Source organism: Actinosynnema sp. NPDC059797 (genome assembly GCF_042732085.1).
Classification (GTDB): Bacteria; Actinomycetota; Actinomycetes; order Mycobacteriales; family Pseudonocardiaceae; genus Actinosynnema.
Genome location: NZ_JBHWIE010000016.1, coordinates 36694 through 54230 on the forward strand (window position 1 = coordinate 36694; position 17537 = coordinate 54230).

At 70.4% G+C, this 17537-nt stretch carries 11 protein-coding genes; all 11 read right to left on the reverse strand.

Features of this window, described 5'->3' with window-relative positions; translation table 11 throughout:
• Window positions 1–26: 26 nt before the first annotated feature.
• The 11 genes from ACFV4N_RS07720 to ACFV4N_RS07770 all read right to left on the reverse strand — a co-directional run bounded on the left by ACFV4N_RS07720 (window position 27) and on the right by ACFV4N_RS07770 (window position 17536).
• On the reverse strand, window positions 27–3923 hold the full coding sequence (locus ACFV4N_RS07720) for a DNA-directed RNA polymerase subunit beta' (RefSeq protein ID WP_499671690.1): 3897 nt from the start codon (window positions 3921–3923) through the stop codon (window positions 27–29).
• 101 nt (window positions 3924–4024) lie between these two features.
• The gene (gene rpoB / locus ACFV4N_RS07725) at window positions 4025–7507 is read right to left on the reverse strand and encodes a DNA-directed RNA polymerase subunit beta (RefSeq protein ID WP_499671691.1); all 3483 of its coding nucleotides are present in this window, start codon (window positions 7505–7507) and stop codon (window positions 4025–4027) included.
• A gap of 626 nt (window positions 7508–8133) precedes the next feature.
• The gene (locus tag ACFV4N_RS07730; RefSeq protein ID WP_499671692.1) at window positions 8134–9201 is read right to left on the reverse strand and encodes a hypothetical protein; all 1068 of its coding nucleotides are present in this window, start codon (window positions 9199–9201) and stop codon (window positions 8134–8136) included.
• Window positions 9202–9217: 16 nt separating this feature from the next.
• Complete coding sequence (locus tag ACFV4N_RS07735; RefSeq protein WP_499671693.1) at window positions 9218–9730, reverse strand: Rv1363c family protein; 513 nt, start codon at window positions 9728–9730, stop codon at window positions 9218–9220.
• A gap of 11 nt (window positions 9731–9741) precedes the next feature.
• Window positions 9742–10971: an MCE family protein gene (locus tag ACFV4N_RS07740; protein WP_499671694.1), complete on the reverse strand. Its 1230-nt coding sequence runs from the start codon at window positions 10969–10971 to the stop codon at window positions 9742–9744.
• A complete protein-coding gene (locus tag ACFV4N_RS07745; RefSeq protein WP_499671695.1) occupies window positions 10968–12131 on the reverse strand; it encodes an MCE family protein in 1164 nt (387 codons plus the stop codon). Before ACFV4N_RS07745 ends, ACFV4N_RS07740 begins: the two co-directional genes overlap by 4 nt.
• A gap of 26 nt (window positions 12132–12157) precedes the next feature.
• Window positions 12158–13327: an MCE family protein gene (locus ACFV4N_RS07750; protein ID WP_499671696.1), complete on the reverse strand. Its 1170-nt coding sequence runs from the start codon at window positions 13325–13327 to the stop codon at window positions 12158–12160.
• Window positions 13328–14356: an MCE family protein gene (locus ACFV4N_RS07755; RefSeq protein WP_499671697.1), complete on the reverse strand. Its 1029-nt coding sequence runs from the start codon at window positions 14354–14356 to the stop codon at window positions 13328–13330. It lies immediately after the preceding gene.
• The gene (locus ACFV4N_RS07760; protein WP_499671698.1) at window positions 14353–15381 is read right to left on the reverse strand and encodes an MCE family protein; all 1029 of its coding nucleotides are present in this window, start codon (window positions 15379–15381) and stop codon (window positions 14353–14355) included. Before ACFV4N_RS07760 ends, ACFV4N_RS07755 begins: the two co-directional genes overlap by 4 nt.
• Window positions 15378–16700 carry an MCE family protein gene (locus ACFV4N_RS07765; RefSeq protein ID WP_499671699.1) on the reverse strand — a complete coding sequence of 441 codons (1323 nt, stop codon included), beginning with the start codon at window positions 16698–16700 and terminating at the stop codon, window positions 15378–15380. The genes ACFV4N_RS07760 and ACFV4N_RS07765 overlap by 4 nt, the downstream gene beginning before the upstream one ends.
• Window positions 16697–17536, reverse strand: a complete 840-nt coding sequence (locus ACFV4N_RS07770; protein ID WP_499671700.1) for an MlaE family ABC transporter permease — start codon at window positions 17534–17536, stop codon at window positions 16697–16699. The genes ACFV4N_RS07765 and ACFV4N_RS07770 overlap by 4 nt, the downstream gene beginning before the upstream one ends.
• Window position 17537: the final 1 nt, after the last annotated feature.

Here is a 17537-nt window from a genome sequence, read left to right on the forward strand (position 1 = left end):
GGGCCTTTCACCTACTGACTAGAGCTTCAGCGGTAGTCGCGGCCGAAGTCGTAGTCGTCCAGCGGCACCGCGGCGCCGGTGCCCGTGCCGAAGACGTCCGGCGTGTAGTAGCCGTCGTCGTAGCTCGGGATCGCGTACGCCGCCGCACGCGCCTCCTCGGTCGGCTGCACCTGGATGTTCCGGTACCGGTTGATGCCGGTGCCGGCCGGGATCAGCTTGCCGATGATCACGTTCTCCTTCAGGCCGATCAGCTTGTCCGACCGGCCGTTGATGGCGGCGTCGGTCAGGACTCGCGTGGTCTCCTGGAAGGAGGCCGCGGACAGCCACGAGTCGGTCGCGAGCGACGCCTTCGTGATGCCCATCAGCACCGGGCGGCCGGCCGCGGGCTCGCCGCCCTCGGCCACCACGGCCCGGTTGCCCGACTCGAACTCCGCGCGCTCGACCAGCGAGCCCGGCAGGAACTCGGTCGCACCCGAGTCGATGATCGTCACCCGGCGCAGCATCTGCCGGACGATGACCTCGATGTGCTTGTCGTGGATCGCCACGCCCTGGGCCCGGTAGACCTTCTGGACCTCCTGCACCAGGTGCAGCTGGGCCTCGCGGGGACCCATCACGCGCAGCACCTCGTGCGGGTCGGGCGTGCCCTCCAGCAGCTGCTGGCCGACGGCCACGTGGTCGCCGTCCTGCAGCGGGCCGGTGGCCGTGTTCGCGAGCCGCTGGCGCTTGGACAGCTTCTCGAAGACGATCTCCTCGGACCCGTCGTCCGGGATGAGGGTGATCTTCCAGAACCGGTCGCCGTCCTCGATCCGCACGCGGCCGTCGACGTCCGCGATCGGCGCCTTGCCCTTCGGCACGCGAGCCTCGAACAGCTCCTGCACACGGGGCAGACCCGTCGTGATGTCGTCGCCGGCCACACCGCCCTGGTGGAAGGTGCGCATGGTCAGCTGCGTGCCGGGCTCACCGATCGACTGGGCGGCGACGATGCCGACGGCCTCGCCGACGTCGACCAGCTTGCCGGTCGCCATCGAGCGGCCGTAGCAGGACGCGCACACGCCGACCGCGGACTCGCAGGTCAGCACCGAGCGGACCTTGACCCTGGTCACGCCCGCCTCGACGAGCGTCGCCAGCGCCGGGTCGCCCAGGTCGTCACCCCGGTTGAGGATGACGTTGCCGTTCGCGTCGGTGATGTCCTCCGCGATGGTCCGGGCGTACACGGAGGTCTGCGCGAACTCGTGCAGCACCACCTTGTCGCCGAGCCGCTCGCCCACGGTCATGTTCACGCCGCGCGTGGTGCCGCAGTCGATCTCGCGGATGATGACGTCCTGCGAGACGTCCACCAGACGACGGGTCAGGTAACCCGAGTCGGCGGTCCGCAGCGCGGTGTCGGCCAGACCCTTGCGGGCGCCGTGCGTGGCGATGAAGTACTCCAGCACCGACAGGCCCTCGCGGAACGAGCTCTTGATCGGCCGCGGGATGTACTCGCCCTTCGGGTTGGTCACCAGACCGCGCATGCCGGCCAGCGACCGGACCTGGGTCATGTTGCCCGCCGCGCCGGACTTCACGATCATGCGGATCGAGTTGTCCTCGGGGAAGTTGGCCTCCATGACCTCGGCGACCTCTTCGGTGGCCTTGGTCCACACCTTGACCAGCTCGTTGTTGCGCTCCGTGTAGGAGAGCTGACCGCGCTGGTAGCGCTTCTCGACCGCGTCCGCGAGCTTCTCGTACTCGTCGAGGATGCCCTGCTTGGCCTCCGGCACGAGCACGTCGGAGATCGCGACGGTCACGCCCGACCGGGTGGCCCAGTAGAAACCGGCGTCCTTCAGCTTGTCCAGCGTCCGGGCGACGGTGACCATCGGGTACCGCTCGGCGAGGTCGTTGATGACCATGGCCTGCCGCTTCTTCGGCATGACCTCGTTCAGGAACGGGTAGTCCTGCGGCAGCACCTCGTTGAACAGCACCCGGCCCAGGGTGGTCTCGGCCAGCCACGGCTGACCGGGCTCCCAGCCCTCCGGCTCCTGGCCCTTCGGCGGGTTCTTGTCCGAGATGCGGATCTTGCACATGGCCTGGAGGCCCAGGGCCTTGCGGTCGAACGCCATCTGCGCCTCGGCGGGCGACGAGAACGCGTGGCCCTCGCCGATGTCGCCCTCCTTGTGCCGGGTCAGGTGGTACAGGCCCGTCACCATGTCCAGTCGCGGCATGGCCAGCGGCTTGCCGGACGCGGGCGAGAGGATGTTGTTCGACGACAGCATCAGCACGCGCGCCTCGGCCTGCGCCTCGGCGGACAGCGGCAGGTGGACCGCCATCTGGTCACCGTCGAAGTCCGCGTTGAACGCCTCGCAGACCAGCGGGTGCAGCTGGATGGCCTTGCCCTCGACCAGCTGCGGCTCGAAGGCCTGGATGCCGAGGCGGTGCAGCGTGGGCGCGCGGTTGAGCAGCACCGGGTGCTCGGTGATGACCTCTTCCAGCACGTCCCACACGGCCGGGCGGGCGCGCTCGACCATGCGCTTCGCCGACTTGATGTTCTGCGCGTGGTTGAGGTCGACCAGCCGCTTCATCACGAACGGCTTGAACAGCTCCAGCGCCATCTGCTTGGGCAGGCCGCACTGGTGCAGCTTCAGCTGCGGGCCGACCACGATGACCGAACGGCCGGAGTAGTCGACGCGCTTGCCGAGCAGGTTCTGGCGGAACCGGCCCTGCTTGCCCTTGAGCAGGTCGGACAGCGACTTCAGCGGCCGGTTGCCCGGACCCGTCACCGGCCGGCCGCGGCGGCCGTTGTCGAACAGCGCGTCGACGGCCTCCTGCAGCATCCGCTTCTCGTTGTTGACGATGATCTCGGGCGCGCCGAGGTCGATCAGCCTCTTGAGGCGGTTGTTGCGGTTGATGACGCGGCGGTACAGGTCGTTCAGGTCGGAGGTCGCGAAGCGGCCACCGTCGAGCTGCACCATCGGGCGCAGGTCCGGCGGGATGACCGGCACGCAGTCCAGCACCATGCCCTGCGGGTTGTTGCGGGTCGCCTGGAAGGCGGCCACGACCTTCAGCCGCTTGAGGGCGCGCAGCTTCTTCTGGCCCTTGCCGCTGCGGATGGTCTCGCGCAGCACCTCGGCCTCGGCGTCCACGTCGTAGTCACCCAGGAGCTTCTGGATGGCCTCGGCGCCCATGGCGCCGGTGAAGTAGTCGCCGTAGCGGTCGTACAGCTCGCGGTAGAGCAGCTCGTCCGCGATGAGCTGGGCCTTCTCCAGCTTGGTGAAGGTGGACCAGATCTCGTCGAGGCGGTCCAGCTCGCGCTGGGCGCGGTCGCGGAGCTGCCGCATCTCGCGCTCGCCGCCCTCCTTGACCTTGCGGCGGACGTCGGACTTGGCGCCCTCCGCCTCCAGCTCGGCCAGGTCGGCTTCCAGCTTCTGCGCGCGGGCCTCGACGTCGGCGTCGCGCTTGTTCTCCACGCGCTTGCGCTCGACCTGCATCTCGTTCTCGAGGGTCGGCAGGTCGTTGTGGCGCAGCTCGGCGTTCACGCCCACGATGACGTAGGCGGCGAAGTAGATGATCTTCTCGAGGTCCTTGGGGGCCAGGTCGAGCAGGTAGCCCAACCGGCTCGGGACGCCCTTGAAGTACCAGATGTGCGTGACGGGCGCGGCCAGTTCGATGTGGCCCATGCGCTCGCGGCGGACCTTGGCGCGGGTCACCTCGACGCCGCAGCGCTCGCAGATGATGCCCTTGAAGCGCACGCGCTTGTACTTGCCGCAGTAGCACTCCCAGTCCCGGGTGGGACCGAAGATCTTCTCGCAGAACAAGCCGTCCTTCTCCGGCTTGAGCGTGCGGTAGTTGATGGTCTCGGGCTTCTTGACCTCGCCGTAGGACCACTGGCGGATGTCGTCCGCGGTCGCGAGACCGATGCGGAGCTCATCGAAGAAGTTGACGTCGAGCACGTCTACTCTCTTCCCCTTTTTGGTTCGGTGCTGCTTGGGGTGCTGGTGGCTGGGCCGCCGAGGGGGACGCGGGAGGCGTTCCCCTCGGCGACCGGCGAGGACTAGTTGACGACGTCGTCCACGGACGGCGACTCGGTCCTCGACAGGTTGATGCCGAGGTTCGCGGCCGCGCGCTCCAGGTCTTCGTCGTCGCCGTCGCGCATCTCGATCGCGGCGCCGTCCGAGGACAGCACCTCGACGTTGAGGCACAGCGACTGCAGCTCCTTGAGCAGCACCTTGAAGGACTCCGGGATACCCGGCTCCGGGATGTTCTCGCCCTTTACGATGGCCTCGTAGACCTTCACGCGGCCCAGCACGTCGTCGGACTTGATGGTCAGCAGCTCCTGGAGCGTGTACGCCGCCCCGTAGGCCTGCATCGCCCAGCACTCCATCTCGCCGAAGCGCTGGCCGCCGAACTGGGCCTTACCGCCCAGCGGCTGCTGCGTGATCATCGAGTACGGACCGGTCGACCGGGCGTGGATCTTGTCGTCGACCAGGTGCAGCAGCTTCAGGATGTACATGTAGCCGACCGACACCGGGAAGGGGTACGGCTCGCCGCTGCGCCCGTCGAAGAGCTGCGCCTTGCCGTTCTCCTTGACCATCCGCTCGCCGTCGCGGTTCGGGACCGTCGAGCCGAGCAGGCCCGTGATCTCGTCCTCGCGCGCGCCGTCGAAGACCGGCGTGGCGGTCTTCGTGCCCGGCTCGACGTTCATCAGCTCTTCCGGCAGGTTCTTCGCCCAGTCCGGGTCGCCGTTGATGCTCCAGCCCTGCTTGGCGATCCACCCGAGGTGGGTCTCCAGCACCTGGCCGATGTTCATACGACGCGGCACGCCGTGCGTGTTCAGCACGATGTCGACCGGCGTGCCGTCCTCCAGGAACGGCATGTCCTCGACGGGGAGGATCTTGCCGATGACGCCCTTGTTGCCGTGGCGGCCGGCGAGCTTGTCGCCGTCCTGGATCTTGCGCTTCTGGGCGACGTAGACGCGGACCAGCTCGTTCACGCCGGGGGGCAGCTCGTCGTCGTCCTCGCGGCTGAACACGCGGATGCCGATGACCTTGCCGTACTCGCCGTGCGGCACCTTCAGCGACGTGTCGCGCACCTCGCGGGCCTTCTCGCCGAAGATCGCGCGCAGCAGGCGCTCCTCCGGGGTCAGCTCGGTCTCGCCCTTCGGGGTGACCTTGCCGACCAGGATGTCGCCCGGCTGGACCTCGGCGCCGATGCGGATGATGCCCCGCTCGTCGAGGTCGGCCAGGACCTCCTCGGAGACGTTCGGGATGTCCCGGGTGATCTCCTCGGCGCCCAGCTTGGTGTCCCGCGCGTCGATCTCGTGCTCCTCGATGTGGATCGAGGTCAGGACGTCGTCCTGCACGAGGCGCTGCGACAGGATGATCGCGTCCTCGTAGTTGTGGCCCTCCCACGGCATGATCGCGACGAGCAGGTTCTTGCCCAGCGCCATCTCGCCGTTCTCGGTGCACGGCCCGTCCGCCAGGACCTGGCCCTCCTGCACCCGGTCGCCCTCGTTGACGATGGGCTTCTGGTTGATGCAGGTGCCCTGGTTCGAGCGGCGGAACTTGTGCAGGCCGTAGGTCTGCCGCGAGCCGTCGTCGGCCATGACCGTGACGTAGTCGGCGGAGATCTCCTCGACCACACCGGTCTTCTTGGCCACCACGACGTCACCGGCGTCGACCGCGGCGCGCAGCTCCATGCCCGTGCCGACCAGCGGCGACTCGCTGCGCAGCAGCGGCACGGCCTGGCGCTGCATGTTCGCGCCCATCAGGGCGCGGTTCGCGTCGTCGTGCTCGAGGAACGGGATCATGGCGGTCGCGGCGGACACCATCTGGCGCGGCGAGACGTCCATGTAGTCGACGTCGCGCGGGTCGATCATCTCGACCTCGCCGCCCTTCTTGCGGACCAGGACGCGGTCCTCGAGGAAGTTGCCCTCGTCGTCGATCTTGGCGTTCGCCTGCGCCTTGACGTACCGGTCCTCCTCGTCGGCCGTCAGGTAGTCGACCTGGTCGGTGACCCGACCGTCGACGACCTTGCGGTACGGCGTCTCGATGAAGCCGAACGGGTTGACCCGCCCGTAGGAGGACAGCGAGCCGATCAGGCCGATGTTCGGGCCTTCCGGCGTCTCGATCGGGCACATGCGGCCGTAGTGCGACGGGTGGACGTCGCGGACCTCCATGCCGGCCCGCTCACGGGACAGACCGCCCGGGCCCAGCGCCGACAGGCGGCGCTTGTGGGTCAGGCCCGCGAGCGGGTTCGTCTGGTCCATGAACTGCGACAGCTGGGAGGTGCCGAAGAACTCCTTGATCGCCGCCACCACCGGGCGGATGTTGATCAGGGTCTGCGGCGTGATGGCCTCGACGTCCTGGGTCGTCATGCGCTCGCGCACGACGCGCTCCATGCGGGACAGGCCGACCCGGATCTGGTTCTGGATCAGCTCGCCGACGGTGCGCAGGCGGCGGTTGCCGAAGTGGTCGATGTCGTCGACCTCGACCGGGACCTCGGTCTCGCCCGGCTTCATGGTCGTCTCGCCCGCGTGCAGGCGGACCAGGTACTCGATCGTCGTGACGATGTCGTCCTCGGTCAGCACGCCCGTGGAGATCGGGAGGTCCAGGCCCAGCTTCTTGTTGACCTTGTACCGGCCGACCTTGGCGAGGTCGTAGCGCTTGTCCTTGAAGAACAGGTTCTCCAGCAGGGCCTGCGCGGACTCCTTCGTCGGCGGCTCGCCGGGGCGCAGCTTGCGGTAGATGTCGAGCAGCGCCTCGTCGGTACCCGCGGTGTGGTCCTTCTCCAGCGTGGTCAGCAGCGTCTCGGAGAACGCGAAGCGCTCGCGGATCTGCTCGGTGCTCCAGCCCAGCGCCTTCAGCAGCACGGTCACCGGCTGGCGGCGCTTGCGGTCGATGCGGACGCCGACGGTGTCGCGCTTGTCGACGTCGAACTCCAACCAGGCACCCCGGGACGGGATGATCTTGACGCTGAAGACGTCCTTGTCGGTCGTCTTGTCGATCGCCGTGTCGAAGTAGACACCCGGCGAGCGGACGAGCTGGGACACCACCACGCGCTCGGTGCCGTTGATGATGAACGTGCCCTTGTCCGTCATCATCGGGAAGTCACCCATGAACACCGTCTGGCTCTTGATCTCGCCGGTGGTGTGGTTGGTGAACTCCGCCGTGACGAACAGCGGGGCCGCGTACGTCATGTCCTTGTCCTTGCACTCCTCGACGGAGGCCTTGACCTCGTCGAAGCGCGGGTCGGAGAAGGAGAGCGACATCGAGCCGGAGAAGTCTTCGATCGGGGAGATCTCGTTCAGGACCTCCTCGAGGCCGCCGGTGGGGGCCTCGTCACCTTCGTCGACGCGGCGCTGGAACCACGCCTCGTCGCCGGTGAGCCATTCGAACGACTGGATCTGCAGGTCGAGCAGGTTGGGCGTCTGAAGCGGTTCGTGGATCTTCGCGAAAGAGACTCGCTTCGGCGCTCCGGGGATCCCCGACGTGGAGTTGGTCGCAGCAGTGGCCTTGGTCGCGCGAGAGATCGCCAAGATGCGTCCTTCCAGGGACAGGTAGCTGGCTAGTCAGCGGAACTAGCACGGCTGTCAAGGGTGCGGCGATGCCCGGCAATCCAGCTCTCGGCGAAGGGCAAACGGAAAGAGGGCAGCGCAAAGGGGCAGTCTAGCCGCGCGCACGCCAACTGTCGAGAGGCACGTGGAAGGACCTTTCTCGTGCTCACCGACAGAGTGACCCCGCTGACGCTCGCAGTCAAGATGCCACGCGGCGATCACCCCAGTGGCGCAAGCGGTGATAACGCGGCGTTATCGTCTTGACCTGCAAAAATACATGGACGTGAGCCAGGGTGAACCTTTGGCGGGCAGTGCGGGCCCCTGACGAGGTCGTGGCGATTTCGTTCGGTCACTGACCAAAAAGTGTGACCGAGATCACTGCTCCACCACCTGGTGAACCCGGTCCGGAGGCCCTCTGCGGAGGACACGCCGTGCCGGAGTGGACGACACGCGGTGCCGGAGCGGAGGACACGCGCGATCTTGGGGGTTCGGGCGGGGGGCGGCGGGGTAAGGAGGGGGCGGCGAAGGGAGCGGGGAGGGGTCGGCCGGGGGTCAGGCCCGGATCAGGCCCGGGGGCGGGGCTGGGGCAGGCCGGGGGTCGGGCGGGGTCAGCACTTGGCGGTCTCGGCGGCCTGGTCGCCGCTCTGGCCGAACATCTCCATGTTGTCGACCTTCCACCGGCCGTCGACCTTCCGGGTGCCGACCCGCATCATCGCGATGCCGCCGCCGCTCTGGTTGTCGGTGGTGCGGGTGGTGACCTGGTCCAGGAAGAGCAGGACCGTGGCGCGGTCGCCGGCGAGCGAGGTCACGCCGCTGGAGACCGCCTTCACCGTGACCACCAGCTTCTGCTCCGGCGCGAGGGTGCGGACCGGGCCGAAGATGGCGTTGTACTGGCACTGGGCCTTGCCGACCAGCAGCTCGTTCGCGGCCCTCTCGGTGGAGGCGACGTCGGCGAAGTTGTAGGAGAACGCCTTCTCCACGGCCTCGCGGGCCTGACCCGCGACCTCGGTGGTGCCGGCGCTGTCGACCAGGGCCTGGTCGTAGCGCACGTCACCCGCCTGGCGCTGGAACCACACCCCCAGCCCGACCAGCAGCGCGGCCAGCACGAGCAGGGCCACCGGTAGGACGAGGCCCGAGGACCCCGAGCCCGGGTGGTGGGGTCCGGGGGTCGGCGGGGTCGGCGGGGTGGCGGCGGCCGGCTCGTCGAGCACGCTCGGGGCCACCGCCTCGCCGGCAGGCCGGTGCCGTCCCCAGGGGCGGGGGCTCGGGGCAGGGCCGTCGGTGTCGCCGTCGGTGTCGCCGTCGGGGGCGGAGCTGTCGGGGGCCGGGGCGGTGTCGCCGTCGGGGGTGGGGGTGTCGGTCTCGGTCGTGTCGTCGCGGGGCTCGATCAGGCCCAGCTCCTCGGACGACCGGGCGGGAGCGCCCTCCCCCGCCGCGCTCTCGGCACCCGTGGCCTCGGTGACCTGGGCCTCAGCGGCTCGGGCTTCGGCGGCCCGGGGGGCGGCCTCGGCCTCGGCGGGCAGGGCGGTGGTCCCAGCCTCGGCGGGCCGGGAGTCGGTGGGCTTGGGGTCCGGCTGGGGGTCGGCGGGGGTGGCGCCGGGGCGTTTGCGCAGGCCGGCGACCTTCGGGCGGGCGGTGGGCGGGGTCGGGACCGGGCGGCGGCGGGACGGGGGCACTGTCATCTCCTCGCGTTCACGCGCCGCCGGCCGCGACGGGCCCCAGCGCGCTGAGCTTCCAACCGGCGTCGGTGCGGGTCAGGTCGGTCTGGTAGCGGTTGACCTTCTTGACCGCCTGCCCGCCCTCCGGCGTCACGGTGGTCTCCACCACCGCGATCAGGTGCGCCTTGCCCGCCCGCGAGTCCAGCTCGGTCACGGCCGCGTCGAGCACCCGGCTCGTGGTCACCGTCCTCGCGTCCGCGATCTGCTGCTTCCGGCCGTCCCGGCCGCTCTCGATCTCGGACCTCAGCTCGCCGGTCGACGACTCCAGCCACCGGTCGAGGTCCTCGTCGACCTTCCGGTAGTCCAGCGTGGTGAAGTTGACGACGCCGACCTGCCCGACCCGCAGCACCTCGTCCCGCTCCCGGGAGAACGCCGCGGACTCGTCGGACGACGTGCTCCACCACGACACCCCGGCCCACACCGCGTACCCGGCGGCCAGCACCGCCAGCACGGCCGCGACCGGCAGGAACCAACGCCGAAGTCCCATTCCGTCCCTCCTCAGCCCGGCAGCCCGAGCAGCTGGCCCAGGCTGGTCAGCAGCGGCGCGGCGGTCGCCTGCTCCGCCGGCGGCTCCCGGCCCGGCTGCGTGGTCTCGTCACCGGTAGGTGTGGTCGGGGTGCCACCGTAAGGCGCGTTCTGGGCGCCCCGCACGCCGGTGGCGCTCCCCGGGGCCAGCGCGCAGTAGGCCTGCGTGTTCAGCGGCGCCGCGCTGGTGTCGGTGCCTTGCCTGATCGCGGTGCCCTCGTAACCGACGGTGCACGGCGGCGGGTCGAACACGTTCAGCGCGAGGCCGAAGTGCGCGCCCGTGCCGTCGCCCTTGGCGACGGAGAACCCGCCGCCGACCGCGATCGGGTAGGTCACCGCGATCTGCTCCAGGCCGTCGAGCCTGGTCACCAGGATGTTGCCGGTGGTCAGCAGGTTGGCGAGGACCACGCCGAGGTTCGGCCCGGTCTCGCGCAGCAGCGCCGACACCTGCTCGGCGGCCCCGGGCGACACCGCGATCAGCCGCCTCAGGTCGCCGTCGGAGTTCTTCAGCTGCTCGGCCAGCGCCCGCAGGTCCGCCGAGAACGACCTGATCGCGCTGCCCTGCTGGGCCTGGGTGTTCAGCACGACCAGCCCGTCGTCGATCAGCGCCTTGGTCTGCGGCAGGTGCTCGGTGGCGGCCTGCGTGAACGCCCGCGTGTTGTCCAGCAGCACCTGGAGGTCGGGCCCGGTCCCGGCGAACGCCCGGTCCAGCTCGTCCACCACGGTCCGCAGCGAGTCGGTCGGCACGGAGTTGGCGAACGCGTCGAGGTTGCCGAGCAGCGCGTCCACGGGCGGCGGCGTGCTGGTCGCCGACCTGGGGATGACCGAACCGGCGCCCAGGTACGGCCCGTCCTCGCCGCGCGGCCGCAGGTCGACGTACTGCTCGCCCACCGCGGACCGGTTGGCGACCACGGCCTCCAGGTCGGCCGGGATGGGCGGCGCGCCCGGGTCGATGTCCAGGTCGACGTCGAGCCCGTCGGCGGTCAGCCGCATCTGCGCGACCCGGCCGACGCCGACGCCCCGGTAGGTGACCTCGGCGTTGGTGAACACGCCGCCGGAGTCCTCCAGCTGCATGGTCACCACGTACCCGGTGGCGCCGAACACCCGGCCGAGGCCCGCGTACCGGGCGCCGACGTAGCTGACGCCGACCAGCGCGATCACCACGAACGCGCCGATCTGGAGCCTGGTCTTGCGCGGGATCACCGGCCCACACCCCCCAGCAGCGCGCCGAGCAGGTCGCCGAGCCCCGACCCGCCCGGCGTCACGCCCGGCAGCGGCAGGTTGGGCAGCGGCAGCGGCACCGACGGCGCGGTGCCGGTGATGCCCGGCAGCACCGGCACGTCGGGCAGCACCGACTGCCGCGACCGGCCCAGGTTGTCGACGATCGTGCCCAGGTTCAGGTCGATGTCGGCGTACAGGTTGGTGTAGTCGCCCCGGACGCCCGCCATCGAGGAGTCCGGGAACGGGTAGGTCAGCAGCAGCTCGAACCCGTTGGGCAGGTTCGAGCCCGCCTCGGCCAGCTTCCGCAGGGTCGGCGTCAACGCCCTCAGGTCGGCGACGATGTCGTCCTTCGACCTGTTCACGGTGTCCACGGCCACGTCGGACAGCGCGTCCAGCGACTGGAGCAGCGTCACCAGCTGGGTGCGCTGCTCGCTGAGCACCTTCAGACCCGGCTCCAGCTCGTCGAGCACGCCCTCGATCTGGCCGCGCTGCGCGTTCAGCGCCCCGCCGAGCCGGTTGAGCCCGTCGAGCGCGCGGGTGATCTCGCCCTTGTGCGCGTCCAGGTCGCCGACCAGGGTGTCGAGCCTGCTCAGCAGCGACTTGATCTGCGGCTCGTTGCCCTCCAGGGCGGCGTTCAGCTCGCGCGAGATGTCCTGGAGCTGGGCGATGCCGCCGCCGTTGAGCAGCATGGACAGCGCGCCGAAGACCTCTTCGACCTCGGGGTTGCGGTTGGTCCGCTCGACCGGGATGACCGCGCCGTCGGTCAGCTCGCCCTGCTCGGCGCCCTCGGCCGGGCCGTCCAGCTCCACGTACTTCTCGCCGAGCAGCGCGGACTGGCGCAGCCGGGCGACCGCGTTGCCCGGCAGCCGCACGCCGCCGTTGACCAGCACGGTCACCTCGGCGGTCCAGCCGTCGGCGGCCAGGTCGATGCGGTCGACCCGGCCCACCGGCACGTCGTTGACCTTCACGCCCGCCTGCGGCACGAGGTCCAGCACGTCCTGGAACCGGACCTTCACCGAGTACGGCCGGTCGCCCAGGTCCGCCCCGCCGGGCAGCGGCATGTTGTAGATGCCGTCGAAGCCGCCCGAGCCGCAGCCGGTGAGCAGCAGCGCGCCCGTCGCGAGAACGGCCAGCTTCCTCATCGCGTGGGACCTCATCGCGTCCGACCTCATCGGGGCACCCCCGCGAGCGGCAGGGGCAGCGGCACCTTGCCCTGGGACAGGTCGGACAGCACCTCGGCGGGCGGCTTGAGCGCCACCTGGCCGGACAGGATCGGCTCCAGCTGCCGGCACGCCTGCGCCAGCACCCCGGGCACGCGCCCCGGCTCGATGCCCTGGACCAGCTTGCAGACCAGCACGATCGGCGGCTGGTTCAGCTCGTTGATGTTGGCCCGGGTGTCGAGCGTGCCGGACGCCGCGTTGTAGGTGTTCTGGAGGTTGCCCAGGGCCAGCGGCGCCACGTCCAGCGTCTCGGCCAGCGCGGCCCGCTGGTTCACCAGCACCTGGGTGATGCCGGCCAGCTTGTCGACGTTCGACTTGAGCACCGCCCGGTTGTCCTGGATGAAGCCCTGCACCTGCCCGAGCGCGCCGGCCAGCTCGGAGAGCGCGGCGCCCAGGTTCTCCCGCTCGTCGGCGAGGAACCCGGCGACCTCGGCGAGCTGCCGGTTGACGTCGCGCACCTGGCTGTCGTTGGCGGCGAGCATCCCGGTGAACTTCTGGAGCTGGTCGACGGTGGCGAACAGGTCGTCCCGGGAGCCGGAGAGGGTGCGGGCGGCGTCGCCGAGCTGCTCCACGGTGTCGCCGAGGGCCTGGCCGTTGCCGTCGAGGTTGGCCGCGGCGCTGTCGAGCAGATCGGACAGCGCGCCGTCCCGGTTGGCCCCGTTCGGGCCGAGCGCCGTGGTCAGCTCGTTCAGGCTCTCGTAGAGCTGGTCCAGCTCGACCGGGGTGGCGGTGCGCTCGCGCGGGATGGTCACCCCGTCGCCCAGGGTCGGCCCGCCGGTGTAGGCGGGCGCGAGCTGCACGTACCGGTCGCTGACCACGCTGGGCGCGACCACGACCGCCTGGGCGTCCGCGGGCACCTCCACCGACCGGTCGAGCGACATGGTGACGCGCACCGTCGTGCCCTGCGGCTCCACCTCGTCGATCGAGCCGATCCGCACGCCGAGCACCCGCACGTCCGAGCCGGGGTACACGCCGACGGCCGCGCCGAAGATCGCGGTCACCCTCCTGGTGTTGCCGCCGGCGAACGCCCACCACAGCGCCGCGGCCGCCACCACCACGAGCACGCACGCCATGGCCAGCGCGCGGGTCAGGCCGCGGCCCGCCTTCGTCGTCGCCATCTAGTTCCCACCCCCTGGTGCGGGTGAGCGCTGCGCACCGGGCGGGAGGCAGCCCTCCTCGTTGAAGCCGATCACGCCGAGGTTCACCGACGGCGGCAGCAGGCCGCAGATGTAGACGTCGAACCAGCGGCCGTTGCCGAGGGTGTTGGCGAACACCCGGTAGAACGGCGCGAGCAGGTTCAGGCTGCGCTCCAGCGCGTCCTGGTTGCGCTGCAGCACGGTGGTCACCCGGTCGAGCTGCTCCAGCGCGGGCCGCAGCTGCGCCTGGTTGTCCGAGACCAGCCCGCTCAGCTCCCGGGACAGCTCGCGGGTGCCGCGCAGCAGCGCGGTGATCGCGTCCCGCCGCTTGCGCAGCTCCTCCAGCAGCAGGTTGCCGTCCGCGAGCAGCCGCTCGAACTGCTCGTTGCGGTCGGACAGGGTCTTGGTGACCTGGTTGGTGTTGGCCAGCAGCCGCGCCAGCTGCTCGTCGCGGGAGGAGATCGTCTTCGACAGGGCCGACAGGCCGTCCAGCGCGCCGCGGACGCTGTCGGCCGAGCCCTGGAGGGTCTCCGACAGCACCCGGAAGCTGTCCGCGAGCTGCCCGGTGTCGATCTGGCCGACCGTGGTCGCCAGCCCGTTGAACGCCTCCTGCACGTCGTACGGGGACAGCGTGCGCTCGCGCGGGATGGGCGTGCGCGGGTCCAGCGGCCGCTCGCCCTGCGGGTCCAGGGCCAGGAACTTCTGGCCGAGCAGCGTCTTGATGCGGATGGTCGCGGTGGTGCGGTCGCCGACCCAGGCGTCCTTGACCCGGAACGACACGCGCACCCGGTCGCCGTCCAGCTCGACCTCGGTCACCTTGCCGACCTTGACGCCCGCCACGCGCACCTCGTTCGACTCGACCAGGCCCGCGGCCTCGGTGAACTCGGCCGAGTAGGTGGTGCCGCCGCCGACGATCGGCAGGTCCTCGGAGTTGAGCGCGGCCAGCACCAGCAGCGCGATGACGGTCAGGGACACGACGCCGACCGTGATGGGGTTCCGTTCTGGCTTCACGGGCGGCACCTCGGCTGCGTGACCGGCAGGGCGGTGATGGGGATCGGGTCGTTGATGATCGGCGGCACGGCCACCTGCCCGGTGCCCTCGCACAGGAAGAAGTTGAACCAGGAGCCGTAGGACGCGGTCCGGGCCAGCGACTCCAGCTTGGTCGGCAGGTTCTTGATCACGCCCTCCACGACCGCCTCGTGGTCGGCGAGCGTCTGCGACACCAGGCCCAGGTTGGCGATGTCGTCCTTCAGCGGCTGCCTGGACTCCTCCAGCAGGCCCGCGGTGGTGTCGGTGAGGTCGCCCAGCGCGCTGATCGCCTCGCCGATCGGCTGCCGGTCGCCCGCGAGGCCCGAGGTCAGCTCCTGGAGCGTGGTGACCAGCTCGGACACCTGGTCGGTCCGCCCGTTCACGGTGTCCAGCACGGCGTTGAGGTTGTCGACCACCTCGCCGATGACCTGGTCGCGGCTCGCCAGCGCGGTCGTCAGCGACGCGGTGTGGCGCAGCAGGCTGTCGATCGTGCCGCCCTCGCCCTGGAGGACCTTGACGATCTCCTCGGACAACTGGTTGACGTCCTCCGGGTTCAGCGCCTGGAACAGCGGCTTGAAGCCGTTGAACAGCACGGTCAGGTCCAGCGCGGGCCGGGTGCGCTCCAGCGGGATCACGTCGTCGGGCCGCAGCGGCGACGGGTCGCCCGCGCCCGCCTCCAGCGCGACGTACCGCTGGCCGACGAGGTTGCGGTACTTGATGGTGGCGGTCACCGAGGCGGGCAGGGTGCGGTCGCCCTCCAGGGAGAACTCGACCTCGGCCACCCGCCGGTCCACCACCCGGACCTCCTCCACCTGGCCGACCCGCACGCCCGCGATCCGGACGTCGTCGCCCTCGTTGAGCGCGGTCACGTCGGTGAACCGGGCGGTGTAGGTGGTGGCGCCGTTGAAGCTGACGTTGGCGATGGTCACCGCGAGCAGGGCCGTCGCCAGGACGGTGACCGTGGCGAAGATCCCGAGCTTGACCAGGGGTGCGGCCAGCGACCTCACGCGGTCACCTCCGCGCCCCGGTACAGCGGGCCGAGCAGCAGCGCGGTGAAGCTGGGCATCTGGTCGGGCTCCAGCCCGAACTCCGGCGCCAGCAGGCCGGCCAGGAAGTCCTGCTCGGCGGGCGAGTTGGCGAGCGTCGGCAGGCCCGCGGCCGACGACGGCGAGGTGATGCCGCCGACGCCGGTCGCGGGCGGCAGCACGCCGTCGTTGGCGACCCGGGCGGCCGGCGGGTGCGTGGAGCCGTCCCGGACCGCGCCCTCCGGCGGGTACTGCGGGAACGGGTCGGGCCGCGGCACGAGGTCGTAGCAGCGCGGGCCGCGCTTGTCGGCGTACTCCGGCTCGTCCTTGCCCGGCTCGTACTTGCCGCGGTGGGCGGTGATCTCCAGGGTGATGTGCAGGCCGGGCTCGTCCGTGCCCTTGCCGAACACCTGGTCCATGATCGGCTTGAACTCGGACAGCCCCTTGAGCAGGCACGGGTACTCGGGCGCGTACTTGGCCAGCAGCTCCAGCGTCGGCCGCGACACCTCCGAGAGCTGGATCAGGTTGTTCCGGTTCACCGCGAGGAAGCTCGTCAGGTCGGTGGACGTGGTGGTCAGCGAGCCGTACACGGTGAGCAGGTCCTCGCGCTGCTCGACGAGGGTGCGGCTGGTGACGGTGGCGTCGTCGAGGGCCTGGACCAGGTCGGGCGCGGCGTCGGCGTAGACCTCCGACACGTCGGCCAGGCGGCTGATGCCCTCCTTGAGCGCGGGCAGCTGCGGGTTCAGCTCGCCCAGGTAGGCGTCGAGCTGGACCAGCGTCTCCCCCAGCGGCTCGCCCCGGTTCTCCAGGGCCTGCGACACCGCGGTGAGCGTGGTGGACAGCTTCTCCGGCTGCACGGCCTGGAGCACCGGCATCAGGTCGTGCAGCACGCGCTCCAGCTCGACGGCGCCGCTGGACCGGTCCTGCTCGATCACGTCGCCCTCGTCCAGCGGCGCCTGCCCGCGCTCCGGGAGCACCAGGTTCACGTACCGCTCGCCGAACAGCGTCTTGGGCAGCAGGCGGGCGGAGACGTTGGCCGGGATGTGGCGCACCTGGTCGGGGTCGAGCGCCAGGTCCAGCTCGGCGCCGTCGCCCGCGGTGCGGATGGCGTCGACCTTGCCGACGACCATGCCGCGGACCTTGACGTCCGAGTCGACCAGGAGCTGGTTGCCGACCCGGTCGGTCTTCAGCGTCACCCGCACGACCTCGGTGAACGCGTCGTTGTAGAGGGCGACCGTGAAGGCGAGGAACAGGGCGATCACGGTGAGGAACACGACGCCCAGGGAACGACGTTTGATCATCCAGCGATCCTCACCGTAGTGGTCGTGCCCCAGATCGCCAGGCTGAGGAAGAAGTCCAGCAGGCTCGTCGTGACGATCGCGGTGCGCACCGCCCGGCCGACCGCGACGCCCACGCCCGCCGGGCCGCCGCTGGCGCGGTAGCCGTAGTAGCAGTGGGTCAGGATGATCACGACGGCGAAGACGAGCACCTTGCCGAAGGACCAGAGCACGTCCACCGGGGGTAGGAACAGGTTGAAGTAGTGGTCGTAGGTGCCCGCCGACTGGCCGTAGAACTCCACGGTGATGAACCTCGCCGCGAGGTACGAGGTCAGCAGGCCGATCACGTACAGCGGGATGATCGCGATGAAGCCCGCGATGATCCGGGTGGTGACCAGGTAGGGCAGGCTGGGGATGCCCATGACCTCCAGCGCGTCGATCTCCTCGGAGATCCGCATCGCGCCGAGCTGGGCGGTGAAGCCCGAGCCCACGGTCGCGGACAGCGCGAGGCCCGCCACCAGCGGCGCGATCTCGCGGGTGTTGAAGTAGGCGGACACGAAGCCCGCGAACGCGGACGTGCCGATCTGGTTGAGCGCGGTGAAGCCCTGGAGGCCGACGACCGTGCCGGTGAACACCGACAGGCCGACCATGACGCCGATCGTGCCGCCGATGACGGCCAGCGCGCCCGAGCCGAAGCTCACCTCGGCGAGCAGGCGCAGCGTCTCGCGCAGGTACCGGGTCAGGGTGCGCGGCGTCCAGGCCAGCGCGCGCAGGTAGAACCACAGCTGGTCGCCGAGGGTGTCGAGCACCGAGAGCGGTGCGCCGGCCGCCTTGCGGAACCGGTCGTTGAGCGTGGCCACC

Coding starts and splice junctions, on each gene's coding strand:
- ACFV4N_RS07735 (WP_499671693.1), bottom strand. CDS start 9,730: ATGGGACTTCGGCGTTGGTTCCTGCCGGTCGCGGCCGTGCTGGCGGTG.
- ACFV4N_RS07745 (WP_499671695.1), bottom strand. CDS start 12,131: ATGAGGAAGCTGGCCGTTCTCGCGACGGGCGCGCTGCTGCTCACCGGC.
- ACFV4N_RS07750 (WP_499671696.1), bottom strand. CDS start 13,327: ATGGCGACGACGAAGGCGGGCCGCGGCCTGACCCGCGCGCTGGCCATG.
- ACFV4N_RS07765 (WP_499671699.1), bottom strand. CDS start 16,700: ATGATCAAACGTCGTTCCCTGGGCGTCGTGTTCCTCACCGTGATCGCC.